This is a genomic window from Azotobacter tropicalis (assembly GCF_059739045.1).
In genome coordinates this window covers 1,512,806-1,528,109 of sequence record NZ_AP046059.1, presented here as the reverse complement: position 1 = coordinate 1,528,109, position 15,304 = coordinate 1,512,806, and the positions used below count along the sequence as shown (strand labels likewise).

Here is a 15,304-nt window from a genome sequence, read left to right as displayed (position 1 = left end):
GTTTAGGCCTCACACCAACAACAACTCGAAGGTGAACTGCCATGAACAAGTACGAAGGCCGCTGGAAGACCGTGATCGTGGAGGTCGAGGGCGGCATCGCCTGGGTCACCCTCAACCGCCCGGAAAAGCGCAACGCCATGAGCCCGACGCTCAACCGCGAGATGCGCGACGTGCTGGAGACCCTGGAGCAGGACGCCGAGGCCCGGGTGCTGGTGCTGACCGGCGCCGGCAGCGCCTGGACCGCCGGCATGGACCTCAAGGAGTACTTCCGCGAGGTCGACGCCGGTCCCGAGATCCTCCAGGAGAAGATCCGCCGCGAGGCCTCCGAGTGGCAGTGGAAGCTGCTGCGCATGTACAGCAAGCCGACCGTCGCCATGGTCAACGGCTGGTGCTTCGGCGGCGGCTTCACCCCGCTGGTGGCCTGCGACCTGGCGATCTGCGCCGACGAGGCGACCTTCGGCCTGTCGGAAATCAACTGGGGCATCCCGCCCGGCAATCTGGTCAGCAAGGCGATGGCCGACACCGTCGGCCACCGCCAGTCGCTCTACTACATCATGACCGGCAAGACCTTCGACGGCCGCAAGGCCGCCGAGATGGGCCTGGTCAACCAGAGCGTGCCGCTGGCCCGGCTGCGCGAGACGGTGGTCACCCTCTGCCAGGATCTGCTGGACAAGAACCCGGTGGTGCTGCGCGCGGCGAAGAACGGCTTCAAGCGCTGCCGCGAGCTGACCTGGGAGCAGAACGAGGACTACCTGTACGCCAAGCTCGACCAGTCGCGCCTGCTCGACGAGGAGGGCGGTCGCGAGGAAGGCATGCGCCAGTTCCTCGACGAGAAGAGCATCAAGCCGGGCCTGCAGGCCTACAAGCGCTGATCGCGGCGGGACGGGGAGGGCGCCTGCCGCCCGCCCGTCCGGGTCCTGTGAAGAACAACGACAAGACAAGGATTCCCCCATGTTCGACGTGCCCTTGCTGATCGACGGGCTGGCCAGGCCGGCCGGCGACGGACGCACCTTCGTGCGGCGCAATCCGCTGAGCGGCGAGATCGTTGCGACCGCCGCCGCGGCCACTCCGGAAGACGCCGATGCCGCGGTCGCCGCGGCGCAGCGCGCCTTTCCGGGCTGGGCCGCGCTGGCGCCGAGCGAGCGTCGTGCGCGCCTGGCGAAGGCCGCGGACCTGCTGGAAAGCCGCGCGGCCGAGTTCGTCGGCCTCGCCGGCGAAACCGGCGCGATGGCCAACTGGTACGGCTTCAACGTGCAACTGGCCGCCGCTGTTCTGCGCGAAGCGGCGGCCATGACCACGCAGATCGTCGGCGAGGTCATCCCTTCCGACATCCCCGGCAGCTTCGCCATGGCGCTGCGCCAGCCCTGCGGCGTGGTGCTCGGCATCGCGCCCTGGAACGCGCCGATCATCCTCGCCGCGCGCGCCGTGGCCATGCCGCTGGCCTGCGGCAACACCGTGGTGCTCAAGGCCTCGGAGAACAGTCCTGCTGTGCATCGCCTGCTCGGCCAGGTGCTGCAGGATGCCGGCCTCGGCGACGGGGTGGTCAACGTGCTCAGCAACGCCCTGGAGGATGCCCCGGCCATCGTCGAGCGGCTGATCGCCAACCCGGCGGTACGCCGGGTCAACTTCACCGGCTCGACCCACGTCGGGCGGATCGTCGGCGAACTGGCCGCGCGCCACCTGAAGCCGGCCGTGCTGGAGCTGGGCGGCAAGGCGCCGTTCCTGGTGCTCGACGACGCCGACCTGGACGCCGCGGTGGAGGCGGCGGCCTTCGGCGCCTTCTTCAACCAGGGGCAGATCTGCATGTCCACCGAGCGGCTGATCGTCGACGCCAAGGTGGCCGACGCCTTCGTCGAGAGGTTGGCGCGCAAGGCCGCCTCGCTGCGGGTCGGCGATCCGGCCGACCCGGCGTCACTGCTCGGCTCGCTGATCGACGAGGGCGCCGCCCGGCGCATTCAGGGCCTGGTGGACGACGCCCTGGCCAAGGGCGCGACACTGCTGTGCGGCGGCCGCAGCGAGGGCAGCCTGATGCAGGCGACCCTGCTCGACGGCGTCACCGAGGACATGCGCCTGTACCGCGAGGAATCCTTCGGCCCGCTGGCCGTGGTGCTGCGTGCCGAGGGCGACGAGGCGCTGCTGCGCCTGGCCAACGACTCCGAGTTCGGCCTCTCCGCGGCGGTCTTCAGTCGCGACGTTTCCCGCGCCCTGGCGCTGGCGCAGCGCATCGAGTCGGGGATCTGCCACATCAACGGGCCGACGGTGCAGGACGAGCCGCAGATGCCCTTCGGCGGCGTCAAGTCCAGCGGCTACGGCAGCTTCGGCGCGCGCGCCTCGATCGAGCAGTTCACCCAGCTGCGCTGGGTCACCTTGCAGAACGGGCCGCGCCACTACCCGATCTGAGCAGCATCCCCGGCCGGCGTGCGCCGGAGCGAGCGATCTTCCGCAACAACAAGAACAACACAGGGCCGGCCGATGGCCGGTCCGCATAGGCAGGCGCCTTCGGGCCCCGCGCGTGCGGCGGCGTCCTGCGGGAGGAATGCAATGAACAGCAAGGCTTGCGAGTCCCTTACCCTTTGGCGCAGCCGCGCCTGCGTCCGGTGGCGATCGGCCAGCCGGGCGTCGCCTTCGAGACGGCGAACGGCTGCCTCTACCTGCGTCCCCTGGAAGCCCTGGCGCCCCTGCCGCCGCGCCTGCTCGACCGCCTGCACCACTGGGCGCGGCTGACCCCCGAGCAAACCCTGGTCGCCCGGCGCGGCGACGACGGAGCGTGGCAGCGCCTCAGCTACGCGCAGATGCTGGACAGCGCCCGGACCATCGGCCAGCACCTGCTCGACTACGGGCTGAGCGCCGAGCGGCCGCTCTTGATCCTCTCCGGCAACGGTCTGGATCACCTGAAGCTGGCCACCGCCTGCCTCTACGTGGGCATTCCCTATTGTCCGGTGTCGCCGGCCTATTCCACCCTGTCCCAGGACCTGGCCAAGCTGCGCCACATCGTCGAGCGCCTGCGGCCCGGCCTGGTCTTCGCCTCGGACAGCGCGACCTACGCCCGCGCCATCGACACCGTGATCCCGGCGCAGGTGCCGCTGCTGTTCAGCGAGGGCGCGCTGCCCGGCCGATCCTGCCGCCCCTTCGCCGAGCTGGAGCGGCCGGTCGATGGCGCCGGAGCGGACGCCGCCTTCGCCCGGGTCGGGCCGCAGAGCATCGCCAAGTTCCTCTTCACCTCCGGCTCGACCAAGCTGCCCAAGGCGGTGCCAACCACCCAGCGGATGCTCTGCGCCAACCAGCAGATGCTGCTGCAGACCTTCCCGGTGTTCGCCGAGGAGCCGCCGGTGCTGGTCGACTGGCTGCCCTGGAACCACACCTTCGGCGGCAGCCACAACGTCGGCATCGCCCTCTACAACGGCGGCACCCTCTACATCGACAACGGCAAGCCGACCCCGCAGGGCTTCGCCGAAACCCTGCGCAACCTGCGCGAGATCTCGCCGACCGCCTACCTGACCGTGCCCAAGGGCTGGGAGGAGCTGGCCGGTGCCCTGGAACGGGATGCCGAACTGCGCGAGCGCTTCTTCGCCAAGGTCCGGCTGTTCTTCTTCGCCGGCGCCGGCCTGTCGCACTCGGTGCGCGAGCGGCTGGACCGGGTGGCCGAGGCGCACTGCGGCGAGCGCATCCGCACGGTGGCCGGGCTGGGCATGACCGAGACGGCGCCGTCCTGCACCTTCAGCACCGGGCCGGTGGATTTGCCCGGCTACGTCGGCGTGCCGGCGCCGGGCTGCGAGCTGAAGCTCGCGCCGGTGGACGGCAAGCTGGAGGCGCGCTTTCGCGGCCCGCACGTGATGGCCGGCTACTGGCGCGAGCCCGAGCTCAGCGCCGAGGCCTTCGACGAGGAGGGCTACTACCGTTCCGGCGATGCCCTCAAGCTGGTCGACCCCGAGCGTCCCGAGCTGGGCCTGCTGTTCGACGGGCGCATCGCCGAGGACTTCAAGCTGTCCTCCGGGGGCTTCGTCAGCGTCGGGCCGCTGCGCGCCCGCATCATCCTAGCCGGCGCGCCCTATATCCAGGACGTGGTGGTGACCGGGCCGAACCGGCCCGAGCTGGCCCTGCTGATCTTCCCGCGGCTGCCCGAGTGCCGGGCCCTGGCCGGCCTGCCGGAGTCGGCGCCGGCCGCCGAGGTGCTGGCGGCGCCGGCGGTGCGTGGCTGGCTGCAGGGGCTGCTGGACGCGCTCAACCGCACCGCGACCGGCAACGCCAGCCGCCTGGCCTGGGCCTGCCTGCTCGCCGAGCCGCCGTGCATCGACCGCGGCGAGGTGACCGACAAGGGCTCGATCAACCAGCGTGCGGTGCTGCAGTTCCGCGAGGCGCAGATCGACGCCCTCTACGCCGGCGAGGATGCCGGGCGGGTGCTCGCATGAGTCGCGCGGCCGGGCTGTATTCGGCCCTCGACGAGGTCTGCCTGGTCGATGCCCTGCGCACCCCCTGGGTCGATCTGGGCGGCGCGCTGGCGCAGGTCTCGCCCATCGACCTGGGGATAGCCGTCGCCCGCGGGCTGTTCGCGCGCAGCGGCATCGATGCGGCGGCGGTGGACTCGGTGATCGCCGGCTCGATGGCCCAGGCCAGCTTCGACGCCTATTTTCTGCCGCGCCATATCGGCCTCTACAGCGGCGTGCCGCAGGCAGTGCCGGCGCTGGCGGTGCAGCGTATCTGCGGCACCGGCTTCGAGATCCTCCGCCAGGCCGGCGAGCAGATCGCCCGCGGCAGCGCCGCGCTGGCGCTGTGCGTGGCCAGCGAGTCGATGTCGCGCAACCCGATCGCCGCCTACACCCATCGCGACGGCTTCCGCCTCGGCGCGCCGGTGGCGTTCAAGGACTTCCTCTGGGAGGCGCTGTTCGATCCGGCCGCCGGTATCGACATGCTGCAGACCGCGGAAAACCTCGCGCGCCTCTATGGACTCGACCGGGAGACGGTCGACCGCTTCGCTGCGCAGAGCTTCGCGCGCGCCCTGGCCGCGCAGGAGGCCGGCTGGTTCGCCGGCGAGATCCTGCCGCTCGAGCGCGCCCGCTTCGCCCTGGCCGGTGGCCGAGAGCGCACCCTCGAACTGCCGCGCGGCGTCGAGCGCGTCGAACGCGACAGCCATGTGCGCGCCTCCTCGTTCGAGGCCCTGCAGGCGCTGCGCCCGGTGCATGCCGGCGGCGTGCAGACCGCCGGCAACAGCTGCGCGGTGGTGGACGGTGCCGCCGCCGTGCTGGTCGGCGCCTGCCGCGACTTCCCCGACGCCCGGCCGCTGGCCTGGCTGCGCGCGGCCAGCGCCTGCGGGGTGCCGCCCGAATTGATGGGTATCGGCCCGGTGGCGGCGATCCGCCTGCTGCTTGCACGCAGCGCCCTGACGCCGGCGGACATCGGCCGCTTCGAGATCAACGAGGCCCAGGGCGCGCAGCTGCTCGCCGTGCAGTGCGAGCTGGAGATCGACGCGGAGCGGCTGAACGTCCACGGCGGGGCCATCGCCCTCGGCCATCCGCTGGCCGCCACCGGCCTGCGCCTGACCCTGACCCTGGCGCGCCAGCTGCGTGCCGCCAACCGGCGCTACGGCGTGGCCGCGGCCTGCATCGGCGGCGGCCAGGGCATGGCCGTGCTGATCGAGAACCCCGACTACCGGGGCTGAGCATTCACTGGAGGATTTGCCATGTGGCACTACCAAGCCCCGCTGCGCGACATGCGCTTCGTCATCGAGGAATGGCTGGCGGCGCCGGCCGACTGGCGGCGCATGCCGGCCTTCGAGCATCTGGACGGCGAACTGGCCGCCCAGGTGGTCGAGGAGGCGGGGCGCTTCGCCAGCGGCGTGCTGGCACCCCTGAACGCGCCCGGCGACCGCCAGGGCTGCCGCTTCGACAACGGCCGGGTGACCACCCGGACGGTTTTCCCGCCGCCTACCGGGCCTTCGTCGACGGCGGCTGGGCGGCGCTGGCCTGCGCCGCGGAGGACGGCGGCCAGGGCCTGCCGCAGCTGCTCAACGCCGCGCTGCTGGAGATGATCTATTCGACCAACCATGCCTGGGCGATGTACCCCGGCATCGCCCACGGCGCCTACGAATGCCTGCGCGCCCACGGCACGCCCGAGCTGCGCGAGCGCTACCTGGCGGCCATCGTCAGCGGCGAGATCCTGCCGACCATGTGCCTGACCGAGCCGCAGGCCGGCAGCGACGTGGGTCTGCTGCGCAGCCGCGCCGAACCGGCCGCGGACGGCGGCTACCGGATCAGCGGCGGCAAGCTGTTCGCCTCCGGCGGCGAGCACGACCTGACCGCGAACATCCTCCATCTGGTGCTCGCCCGCCTGCCCGACGCGCCGCCCGGCAGCCGCGGCATCTCGCTGTTCCTGGTGCCCAAGCTGTTGCCCGACGGCCGCCACAACGCGGTGCGCTGCGACGGCATCGAGCACAAGCTGGGCATCCGCGGCAGCGCCACCTGCACCCTGAGTTTCGAGCAGGCCGAGGGCTGGCTGCTCGGCGAACCGCACAAGGGCCTGGCGGCGATGTTCGTGATGATGAACTCGGCGCGCCTGCACGTCGGCCTGCAGGGCCTCGGGCATGCCGAGGCGGCCTGGCAGAGCGCCGCGGCCTATGCCGCCGAGCGCCGCCAGATGCGCGCCGTGCGCCGCCCGGAAGGCCGCGCCGAGGCGCCGGCCGATCCGATCCACTACCACCCGACGATGCGCCGCACCCTGCTCGAACTGCGCACGCTCACCGAGGGCATGCGCGCCCTCGGCTACTGGACCGCGCACCTGCTCGATGAGGCCGAGCAGGGCGCCGACCCGGCGCGGTGCGCCCAGGCGCTGGGCCGGGCCATGCTGCTGACCCCGCTGGTCAAGGCCTTCTTCACCGAGCAGGGCTTCCGCCTGGCCAGCGCGGCGCTGCAGGTGTTCGGCGGCTACGGCTACGTGCAGGAGTACGCCATCGAACAGACCCTGCGCGACAGCCGCATCGCCATGATCTACGAGGGCAGCAACGAGATTCAGGCCAACGACCTGCTGCTGCGCAAGGTGCTGGGCGACGGCGGCGCCGTGCTGCGCGACCTGCTGGAGGACTTCCGCGCCGAGGCGGAGATCGCGGCGGCCAGCCCGGAGTGCGGCGCCTTCGCTACCGCCCTGGGGCAGTACTGCGACCGCCTGACCACCGCCGCCGAAGGGCTGGCCGCCGCCGCGGCGCAGGACCCGGAGCGGCCCTACCGGGCGGCGGGCGACTTCCTGCGCCTGCTCGGCCTGGTCGCCCTGGCCTTCGCCTGGACGCGCAGCGCGCGCCTGGCCGCCGGGCGCGCGGACGATCCCTTCCATGCCGGCAAGCTGGAGTCGGCGGCCTTCTTCTTCGCCTACCTGCTGCCGGAGGCGGACCACCGTCTGGCGCTGATCGAGGCCAGCCGCCAGCCGCTGCCGTTCCTCCCCGAATGACCGAACAAGGAAAACCCCGATGAAGATCCTGACCGCCCTCAAGCGCGTGGTGGACTACAACGTCAAGGTCCGCGTCAAGGCCGATGGCTCCGGCGTCGACCTGGCCAACGTCAAGATGTCGATGAACCCCTTCTGCGAGATCGCCGTGGAAGAAGCGGTGCGCCTCAAAGAGCGCGGCATCGCCACCGAGATCGTCGCCGTGTCCGTCGGCCCGGCCCAGGCCCAGGAGCAGCTGCGCACCGCCCTGGCCCTCGGCGCCGACCGCGCGATCCTGATCGAGACCGACGAGGAACTCGGCTCGCTGGCCGTGGCCAAGCTGCTCAAGGCGGTGGTCGACAAGGAACAGCCGCAGCTGGTCATCACCGGCAAGCAGGCCATCGACAGCGACAACAACCAGACCGGGCAGATGCTCGCCGCGCTGACCGGCTACGCCCAGGGCACCTTCGCCTCGAAGGTCGAACTTGCCGGCGACAAGGCCATGGTCACCCGCGAGATCGACGGCGGCCTGCAGACCCTGGAGCTGGCCTTGCCGGCCATCGTCACCACCGACCTGCGCCTCAACGAGCCACGCTACGCTTCCTTGCCGAACATCATGAAGGCCAAGAAGAAGCCGCTGGAGACCGTCACGCCGGCGGACCTGGGCGTGTCGGTCGCCTCGACGCTGAAGACCCTCAAGGTCGAGGCCCCGGCCGAGCGCCAGGCCGGCATCAAGGTGGGCTCGGTGGCCGAGCTGGTGGAGAAGCTGAAGAACGAGGCGAAGGTGATCTGAACATGGCAATCCTGGTAATCGCTGAACACGACAACGCGGTCCTGGCGGCCGCGACCCTGAACACCGTCGCGGCTGCGCAGCAGATCGGCGGGGAGATCCATGTGCTGGTGGCCGGCAGCGGCTGCAGCGCGGTGGCCGAGGCCGCCGCGAAGATCGCCGGAGTGGCCAAGGTGCTGGTCGCCGACGATACGGCCTACGCCCACCGGCTGGCCGAGAACGTCGCGCCGCTGGTCGCCGGCCTGGCCAGGGGTTACAGCCATGTGCTGGCGCCGGCCTCGAGCAACGGCAAGAACTACCTGCCGCGCGTGGCCGCGCTGCTCGACGTCGACCAGCTCTCCGAGATCGTCGCGGTGGAGAGCGCCGACACCTTCAAGCGGCCGATCTACGCCGGCAACGCCATCGCCACCGTGCAGTCCAGCGCACCGATCAAGGTGATCAGCGTGCGCGCCACCGCCTTCGACGCGGCGGCGGGCGAGGGCGGCAGCGCGGCCATCGAGGCGCTGGCCGGCACGGGCGAGGCGGGCACCTCGCGCTTCGTCGACGAGGCGCTGGCCAAGTCCGACCGTCCGGAGCTGACCTCGGCCAGGGTGGTGATCTCCGGCGGGCGCGGGATGCAGAGCGGGGAGAACTTCCAGCTGCTGTACGCGCTGGCGGACAAGCTGGGCGCGGCGGTGGGCGCTTCCCGCGCCGCGGTGGATGCGGGCTTTGCGCCCAACGACCTGCAGGTCGGGCAGACCGGCAAGATCGTCGCGCCGGACCTGTACGTCGCGGTGGGGATCAGCGGGGCGATCCAGCACCTGGCGGGGATGAAGGACTCGAAGGTGATCGTGGCGATCAACAAGGACGCCGAGGCGCCGATCTTCCAGGTGGCCGACTACGGGCTGGTGGCGGATCTGTTCGAGGCCGTGCCGGAGCTGGCAAAGCAGCTCTGAGCGCTCTCTGGCCGGCCCCGAAGCCCGCTCACCGAGCGGGCTTCTTGCAAGGGGGCCGGCATGCTTGCCGGATCACGCCGCGTTGCAGTCAATCCGCTCTACGAGAAATCCTCCACCGATAATGGCTGCAAGCGGCCAGCAGATGGTCGCCGCACCATTCCCCGCCGCTTTCCGGAGAATCGGCGGGGCCTCGCCGTTGATAATTTCGTCGCGATTCATCGAATATTCCAACGGCAGGCCTGTCGATCCAAGAGAGGGACGACGGATGACGGCGTCTGGCTCCGAGTGGAGAATACCTACCCGCATGGTCGACGGCTTTTTCCTCCTGATGGCGAGCAATCCATGACGGCGATGAACCCGATGAATACCTGGAGCAGACGGATGCTCTGCTGCGTCCTGGCCGGCCTGCTGGCGGCCTGCGCGTCGACGGGGCCGGAGCGAGGCCGCCAGGCCGAGCGCCCGAAGCAGGTCCTCTCCCTGGCGCCGTGGGAGGCCGAGATGCTGCCGGTGGTTTCCTGGCGCCTGTCGCCCGGCCCGGTCGAGAGCCGTGCGATCGATATTCCCGGCCTGCGGCCGGTGTTCCTGATCGGCGACGACAGTCTGTCCAGGAGCTGGCTGAAGCTGTGGCGGGACAAGCTGCGGCGGCTGAACGCGCTCGGTCTGGTGGTGAACGTCGCTTCGCCCCAGGGGTTACTGGAGTTGCGCCAGCTGGCGGAGGGGCTGCGGCTGATCCCGGTGACCGGCGACGATCTGGCGGCCCTGCTGGAGTTTTCCCACTACCCGGTGCTGGTCACCTCCACCTTCCTCGAACAATGACCGTCGTCCGCGCCGCCCTGGCCGGCTGAGCGGCGAGCCGCCCCGCCCGACAGGGAACTGTCCCTGCGGGGCGGGGCGGCTTTTTCGCTGCGCCGGACTCAGGCGACCTCTTCGTAGGGCAGGCCGACGTAGTTCTCGGCGATGGTCACGCGGCCGGCGTCGGAGTTGAGGAAGTACTCGCGGTCGGCCAGCTGCATGCGCTTGTCGAAGGCGTCGCTGCCGGCGAAGTCGTGCAGCAGGTTGGTCATGAACCAACTGAAGCGCTCGCCTTTCCAGACCCGGCGCAGGGCCAGCTCGGAATACTTTTCCAAAAGGTCGGTGCGGCCCTCCCGGTAGACCTTGTCCAGGATGCGGAACAGGTAGCAGACGTCGCTGCCGGCCAGGTTCAGGCCCTTGGCGCCGGTCGGCGGGACGATGTGCGCCGCATCGCCGACCAGGAACAGCCGGCCGTACTGCATGGGTTCGACCACGTAGCTGCGCAGCGGGGCGATGCTCTTCTCCAGCGACGGCCCGGTGACCAACCTGGTCGCCACGTCGCCCGGCAGACGGCGCTTGAGCTCGTTCCAGAAGCGCTCGTCGGACCAGTCCTCGACCTTCTCGCTCAGCGGCACCTGCAGGTAGTAGCGGCTGCGCGTCGTCGAGCGCTGGCTGCAGAGCACGAAGCCCTGCTCGGTGTGCGCGTAGATCAGCTCCTCGTGGACCGGCGGCGTGTCGGACAGCAGGCCGAGCCAGCCGAACGGATAGACGCGCTCGTAGTGCGACAGCACCTCGGCCGGAATGGTCTTGCGCGACACGCCGTGGAAGCCGTCGCAGCCGGCGATGTAGTCGCAGTCGATGCGCTGGGTCTGGCCGTCCTTCTCGTAGGTGACGTAGGGCGTCTCGTCCTTGAGGCCGAACAGCTGCACGTTCTCGGCCTCGTAGACGATCGGCGCGCCGCTGGCCCGGCGCGCGTCCATCAGGTCGCGGGTGACCTCGGTCTGGCCGTAGACCATCACCGTCTTGCCGCCGGACAGCGCCTTGAGGTCCAGGCGGATGCGCCGGCCCGAGCAGACCAGCTCGATGCCCTCGTGGACCAGGCCTTCGCGGTCCATGCGCTCGGCCACGCCGGCCTCGCGCAGCAGGTCGACCACGCCCTGCTCGAGCACGCCGGCGCGGATGCGGCCGAGCACGTAGTCGGGGGTTTGACGCTCGAGGATCACGTTGTCGATGCCGGCCTTGTGCAGCAGCTGGCCGAGGAGCAGGCCGGACGGACCGGCGCCGATGATTGCCACTTGAGTTTTCATTTTTATTGTCTCTCTGGTTGGGGCCGGCCCGCCTGCGCAGGGCCGGTTTTCGCTGAAGGCCTCTGCATTTTTGTTCAATGGATTCGCCAAAATAAGGTGATTTAGGCAGTATTAATGGTACTTTCGGATGATTCGTTCGATTGTCGAACCAAAGGAGCTCCCCCATGAGGCCGATCGTGCCCGCCATTCCGGTGTTCAAGCTGTACGGGGAGCAACTGGCCTGGCCGACGCCGGACCTGCTGCACTGCGAGTCGATCGCGCAGCGCAGCAGCCTGCACCACTGGGAGATCAAGCCGCACCGCCACGCCGACCTGTTCCAGCTGCTCTACGTCCAGGCGGGCGAGGCGCTGGCCGAGGTGGAGAACCAGCGCCTGCGCCTGGCCGAGGCGGCGATCCAGGTGGTGCCGCCGCTCTGCGTGCACGGCTTCCGCTTCTCCGAGGACATCCAGGGCTACGTGCTGACCCTGGCCGCGCCGCTGGTGGCGCATCTGGAGGAGCTTCTGGGGCACAACCTGGGCGTTCAGGGCGGGTTCGCCTGCCACCCGGTCGGTACGGATCGCGCCTGGCTGGATCTGCTGTTCGAGACGCTCTTTCGCGAGTACCGGGGGCACGAGCCGGGGCGCGAGCTGCAGCTGCAGTCGCTGGTCAACCTGCTGATGGTCTGGCTCGGCCGCCGCGAACGCCAGCATGCCGCCCCGCTCGACGCCAGCGAGCGCAGCCGCCAGTACCTGACGCGCTTCATGCGGCTGGTCGAGCAGCACTACCGCGAGCACCTGCCGGTGGACGAGTTCGCGCATCGCGTCGGGCTGTCCGGCGTCCACCTGAACAGCCTGTGCCGCCAGCTGGTCGGGCAGAGCGCCCTGCAGGTGATCCACCAGCGCCTGCTGCTGGAGGCCAAGCGCAACCTGATCTACACCACCATGACCGTCAACGAGCTGTCCGATGCGCTCGGCTTCAACGATCCGGCGTACTTCTCGCGGTTCTTCCGCCGCCTCGCCGGGCAATCGCCGAAGGCCTTCCGCCAGGGGGCGGCGGCCGGCGGTACGTCGCTGCCGGAGCGGGACGAGGAAGGGTGAGGAGGGCAGGACGCGCGGCGCTTGCAGGCCGCGCCGGGCCGATTCAGCGGTAGATCTTGTGCAGCAGCCCGATCAGTTGCTGGCGCTCCTCGGCGCTGAGCGCGGCGGTGGCATCCAGGTCGCTCTGCGCGGCCACTTCGCGCAACTCCCTGAGCAGCGTCTCGCCGGCCTTGCTGAGGAAGATGCCGTAGGAGCGCTTGTCCGGCTTGCAGCGCACCCGCACCGCCAGCCCGCGGCTTTCCAGCTTGTTCAACAGGACCACCGCCTGCGGCGGCTCGATGGCCAGCGCGCGGGCTAGGTCGGCCTGCATCAGGCCGGGGTTCTGCTGGATGATCGCCAGCGCGGTGAACTGCGCCGGCCGCAGGTCGAAGACGCCGAGGCGGCTGACCAGATGCTGGAAGACCTTGAGCTGGGCGCGGCGCAGGGCATAGCCGATCAGCTCGTCGAGGGAGGCGTCCAGCGGACCGTCAGCGGGCTGGGCGGCGGCCTGCGGATCGGCGGCCGGGGTGGGGCTGGACTTGCTGGGCATGGGGCTGTGCGCTTCCGATTAGTTAATCTGCATAAAAATTCTGCAATGCCCGCCGGAAACTATCCAGAGGCAATCTTTCATGCGTGCCATCCCTTGCCTAAAGGGACGGGCGGGTGCTGAATGCAGGCATGGCCCGTCGTTGCGGCGTTCTCGTCGGAGGAATGTCCGATGGCCGGCCCCGGGGCCGCGCAACTATCCTGAAACCAGCGCCGGGCAACGCTGCCCGCAAGCGATCCGGCTGCGGCGGCTTGTACGATGCGCGTCGGCCGTCGCGGTCTGTGCAGCTTCTACTTGGAGAATCAGTCGATGATCTATAAAGGGAAAGCCATCCGGGTCCAGGCCCTGGGGGATGGCATCGTCGAGATGCAGTTCGACCTCGAGGGCGACTCCGTCAACAAATTCAACCGCCTCACCCTGAACGAGTTCCGCCAGGCGGTGGACGCGCTGCGGGCGGAGGCCTCGCTCAAGGGCGTGCTGGTCACCAGCGCCAAGAGCATGTTCATCGTCGGCGCCGACATCACCGAATTCCTCGGGCTGTTCCGCGCGCCCGAGGAGGAGCTGCGCGGCTGGTGCCTGGAGATCAACCGGATCTTCTCGGACTTCGAGGACCTGCCGGTGCCGACCGTGGTCGCGATCAACGGCATGGCCCTCGGCGGCGGCTTCGAGATGTGCCTGGCCTGTGACTTCCGGGTGATGGCCGAGTCGGCCAGGGTCGGCCTGCCGGAGGTCAAGCTGGGGATCCACCCGGGCTTCGGCGGCACCGTGCGCCTGCCGCGGCTGATCGGCAGCGACAACGCCATCGAGTGGATCGCCGCCGGCAAGGAAAACGGCGCCGCCGAGGCGCTGAAGGTCGGTGCGGTGGATGCCGTGGTCGCCGACGACAGGCTGCGCGAGGCAGCCCTCGATCTGGTGAAGCGGGCGGCTGCCGGCGAACTGGATTTCCAGAGCCGCCGCCAGCCGAAGCTGGAGCCGCTCAAGCTCGGCAACATCGAGCAGATGATGGCCTTCGAGAGCGCCAAGGCCTACGTGGCCGCCCAGGCCGGCCCGCATTACCCGGCGCCCCTGGCCGCGGTGAAGACCATCCAGAAGGCCGCCAACTCCGCGCGCGAGGCGGCGCTGGAGATCGAGGTGGGCGGCTTCGTCAAGCTGGCCGCCACCACGGTGGCGCAGAGTTTGGTCGGGCTGTTCCTCAACGAGCAGGAGCTCAAGCGCAGGGCCAGGAAGTACGACAAGGATGCCCGCGAGGTGAAGCTGGCGGCGGTGCTCGGCGCCGGCATTATGGGCGGCGGCATCGCCTACCAGTCGGCGCTCAAGGGCACGCCGATCCTGCTGAAGGACATCCGCGAGGAGTCGATCCGCCAGGGCCTGGCCGAAGCCGACAAGCAGCTCGCCAAGCGGGTCGAGAAGGGCCGCCTGACCGTGCAGCAGATGGCCGAGGTGCTCAACGGCATCCGCCCGACCCTGTCCTACGGCGATTTCCGCCAGGTCGACCTGGTGGTCGAGGCGGTGGTCGAGAAGCTCGAGGTCAAGCAGGCGGTGCTCGCCGAGGTCGAGGCCCAGGTGCCCGAGGACTCGGTGCTCACCTCCAACACCTCGACCATCTCCATCAGCCGGCTGGCCGAGTCGCTCAAGCACCCGCAGCGCTTCTGCGGCATGCACTTCTTCAACCCGGTGCCGCTGATGCCGCTGGTCGAGGTCATCCGTGGCCGGCAGACCGGCGAGCAGACCATCGCCACCACCGTCGCCTACGCGCGCAAGATGGGCAAGACCCCGATCGTGGTCAACGACTGCCCGGGCTTTCTGGTCAACCGCGTGCTCTTCCCGTACCTCTCCGGCTTCACCCGGCTGCTGGCCTCCGGCATCGACTTCCAGCGCATCGATCGGGTGATGGAGGCGTTCGGCTGGCCGATGGGGCCGGCCTACCTGCTCGACGTGGTCGGCATCGACACGGCGGTGCACGCGCGCAACGTGCTCGCCGAGGGCTATCCCGAGCGCATGAAGGAGGCGGGCGACACCGCCATCGACGTGCTGCTGCGCGCCGGGCGTCTGGGGCAGAAGAGCGGCGCCGGCTTCTACGCCTACGAGCGCGACGGCAGTCCCAAGCCGAAGAAGCTCGAGGACCCGCAGGTGGCCGAGCTGCTCCGCCCGCTGGTGCGCGAGACGCGCGAGCTGGACGACGAGGAGATCGTCAACCGGCTGATGCTGCCGCTGTGCCTGGAGACGGTGCGCTGCCTGGAGGAGGGCATCGTCGAGTCGGCCGCCGAGGCGGACATGGGCCTGATCTACGGCATCGGCTTCCCGCCCTTCCGCGGCGGTGCGCTGCGCTACATCGACGCCCTGGGCGTCGCCCGCTTCGTCGAGCTGGCCGACCGTCACGCCGACCTGGGGCCGCTGTACCAACCGACCGAAAAACTGCGCGACATGGCCCGCCAGGGCCGGACGTTCTTTGCCTGAGGGGCCGAGTC

At 70.0% G+C, this 15,304-nt stretch carries 12 protein-coding genes and 1 pseudogene; 10 read left to right on the top strand and 3 right to left on the bottom strand.

The window, feature by feature from the left end:
* The first annotated feature begins 41 nt into the window (after positions 1-41).
* The 7 genes and pseudogenes from Atro_RS07115 (at position 42) to Atro_RS07085 (ending at position 9,135) form a co-directional block, all read left to right on the top strand.
* Positions 42-872, top strand: a complete 831-nt coding sequence (locus tag Atro_RS07115; protein ID WP_497927030.1) for a p-hydroxycinnamoyl CoA hydratase/lyase — start codon at positions 42-44, stop codon at positions 870-872.
* A 79-nt stretch (positions 873-951) separates the two neighbouring features.
* Positions 952-2,400, top strand: coding sequence for an aldehyde dehydrogenase (locus tag Atro_RS07110; RefSeq protein ID WP_497927029.1), 1,449 nt, complete (start codon positions 952-954; stop codon positions 2,398-2,400).
* Positions 2,401-2,555: 155 nt separating this feature from the next.
* On the top strand, positions 2,556-4,409 hold the full coding sequence (locus Atro_RS07105) for a feruloyl-CoA synthase (protein ID WP_497927028.1): 1,854 nt from the start codon (positions 2,556-2,558) through the stop codon (positions 4,407-4,409).
* A complete protein-coding gene (locus Atro_RS07100; protein ID WP_497927027.1) occupies positions 4,406-5,656 on the top strand; it encodes a thiolase family protein in 1,251 nt (416 codons plus the stop codon). The genes Atro_RS07105 and Atro_RS07100 overlap by 4 nt, the downstream gene beginning before the upstream one ends.
* 21 nt (positions 5,657-5,677) lie before the next feature.
* Positions 5,678-7,434: pseudogene (locus Atro_RS07095) on the top strand (acyl-CoA dehydrogenase family protein).
* Between the two features lie 19 nt (positions 7,435-7,453).
* Positions 7,454-8,203, top strand: a complete 750-nt coding sequence (locus Atro_RS07090) for an electron transfer flavoprotein subunit beta/FixA family protein (protein ID WP_497927026.1) — start codon at positions 7,454-7,456, stop codon at positions 8,201-8,203.
* Positions 8,204-8,205: 2 nt separating this feature from the next.
* Positions 8,206-9,135: an electron transfer flavoprotein subunit alpha/FixB family protein gene (locus Atro_RS07085; RefSeq protein WP_497926967.1), complete on the top strand. Its 930-nt coding sequence runs from the start codon at positions 8,206-8,208 to the stop codon at positions 9,133-9,135.
* Between the two features lie 72 nt (positions 9,136-9,207).
* Here Atro_RS07085 and Atro_RS07080 read toward each other — a convergent pair whose 3' ends face one another.
* Positions 9,208-9,354 (bottom strand): hypothetical protein, encoded by a 147-nt coding sequence (locus tag Atro_RS07080; protein ID WP_497927025.1) that lies wholly within the window; start codon positions 9,352-9,354, stop codon positions 9,208-9,210.
* 123 nt (positions 9,355-9,477) lie between these two features.
* Between Atro_RS07080 and Atro_RS07075 the strand changes: the two genes are divergently transcribed.
* Entirely contained in the window at positions 9,478-9,951 is a 474-nt protein-coding gene (locus Atro_RS07075; protein WP_497927024.1) for an integrating conjugative element protein, read from the top strand.
* Positions 9,952-10,049: 98 nt separating this feature from the next.
* Here Atro_RS07075 and pobA read toward each other — a convergent pair whose 3' ends face one another.
* Positions 10,050-11,234 carry a 4-hydroxybenzoate 3-monooxygenase gene (gene pobA, locus Atro_RS07070; RefSeq protein WP_497927023.1) on the bottom strand — a complete coding sequence of 395 codons (1,185 nt, stop codon included), beginning with the start codon at positions 11,232-11,234 and terminating at the stop codon, positions 10,050-10,052.
* Positions 11,235-11,398: 164 nt separating this feature from the next.
* On the opposite strand from pobA, the gene Atro_RS07065 reads away from it, so the two are divergent.
* A complete protein-coding gene (locus Atro_RS07065; protein WP_497927022.1) occupies positions 11,399-12,310 on the top strand; it encodes a helix-turn-helix domain-containing protein in 912 nt (303 codons plus the stop codon).
* A 43-nt stretch (positions 12,311-12,353) separates the two neighbouring features.
* On the opposite strand, the gene Atro_RS07060 is transcribed toward Atro_RS07065, so the two are convergent.
* Entirely contained in the window at positions 12,354-12,839 is a 486-nt protein-coding gene (locus tag Atro_RS07060; protein ID WP_497927021.1) for a MarR family winged helix-turn-helix transcriptional regulator, read from the bottom strand.
* A 306-nt stretch (positions 12,840-13,145) separates the two neighbouring features.
* Here Atro_RS07060 and fadB point away from each other — a divergent pair, with 306 nt between their 5' ends.
* The gene (gene fadB, locus Atro_RS07055; protein WP_497927020.1) at positions 13,146-15,293 is read left to right on the top strand and encodes a fatty acid oxidation complex subunit alpha FadB; all 2,148 of its coding nucleotides are present in this window, start codon (positions 13,146-13,148) and stop codon (positions 15,291-15,293) included.
* The last annotated feature ends 11 nt before the right edge of the window (positions 15,294-15,304 follow it).

Coding starts and splice junctions, on each gene's coding strand:
- Atro_RS07075 (WP_497927024.1), top strand. CDS start 9,478: ATGACGGCGATGAACCCGATGAATACCTGGAGCAGACGGATGCTCTGC.
- fadB (WP_497927020.1), top strand. CDS start 13,146: ATGATCTATAAAGGGAAAGCCATCCGGGTCCAGGCCCTGGGGGATGGC.
- Atro_RS07115 (WP_497927030.1), top strand. CDS start 42: ATGAACAAGTACGAAGGCCGCTGGAAGACCGTGATCGTGGAGGTCGAG.
- pobA (WP_497927023.1), bottom strand. CDS start 11,234: ATGAAAACTCAAGTGGCAATCATCGGCGCCGGTCCGTCCGGCCTGCTC.
- Atro_RS07085 (WP_497926967.1), top strand. CDS start 8,206: ATGGCAATCCTGGTAATCGCTGAACACGACAACGCGGTCCTGGCGGCC.
- Atro_RS07110 (WP_497927029.1), top strand. CDS start 952: ATGTTCGACGTGCCCTTGCTGATCGACGGGCTGGCCAGGCCGGCCGGC.
- Atro_RS07060 (WP_497927021.1), bottom strand. CDS start 12,839: ATGCCCAGCAAGTCCAGCCCCACCCCGGCCGCCGATCCGCAGGCCGCC.
- Atro_RS07090 (WP_497927026.1), top strand. CDS start 7,454: ATGAAGATCCTGACCGCCCTCAAGCGCGTGGTGGACTACAACGTCAAG.
- Atro_RS07065 (WP_497927022.1), top strand. CDS start 11,399: ATGAGGCCGATCGTGCCCGCCATTCCGGTGTTCAAGCTGTACGGGGAG.
- Atro_RS07080 (WP_497927025.1), bottom strand. CDS start 9,354: ATGAATCGCGACGAAATTATCAACGGCGAGGCCCCGCCGATTCTCCGG.
- Atro_RS07100 (WP_497927027.1), top strand. CDS start 4,406: ATGAGTCGCGCGGCCGGGCTGTATTCGGCCCTCGACGAGGTCTGCCTG.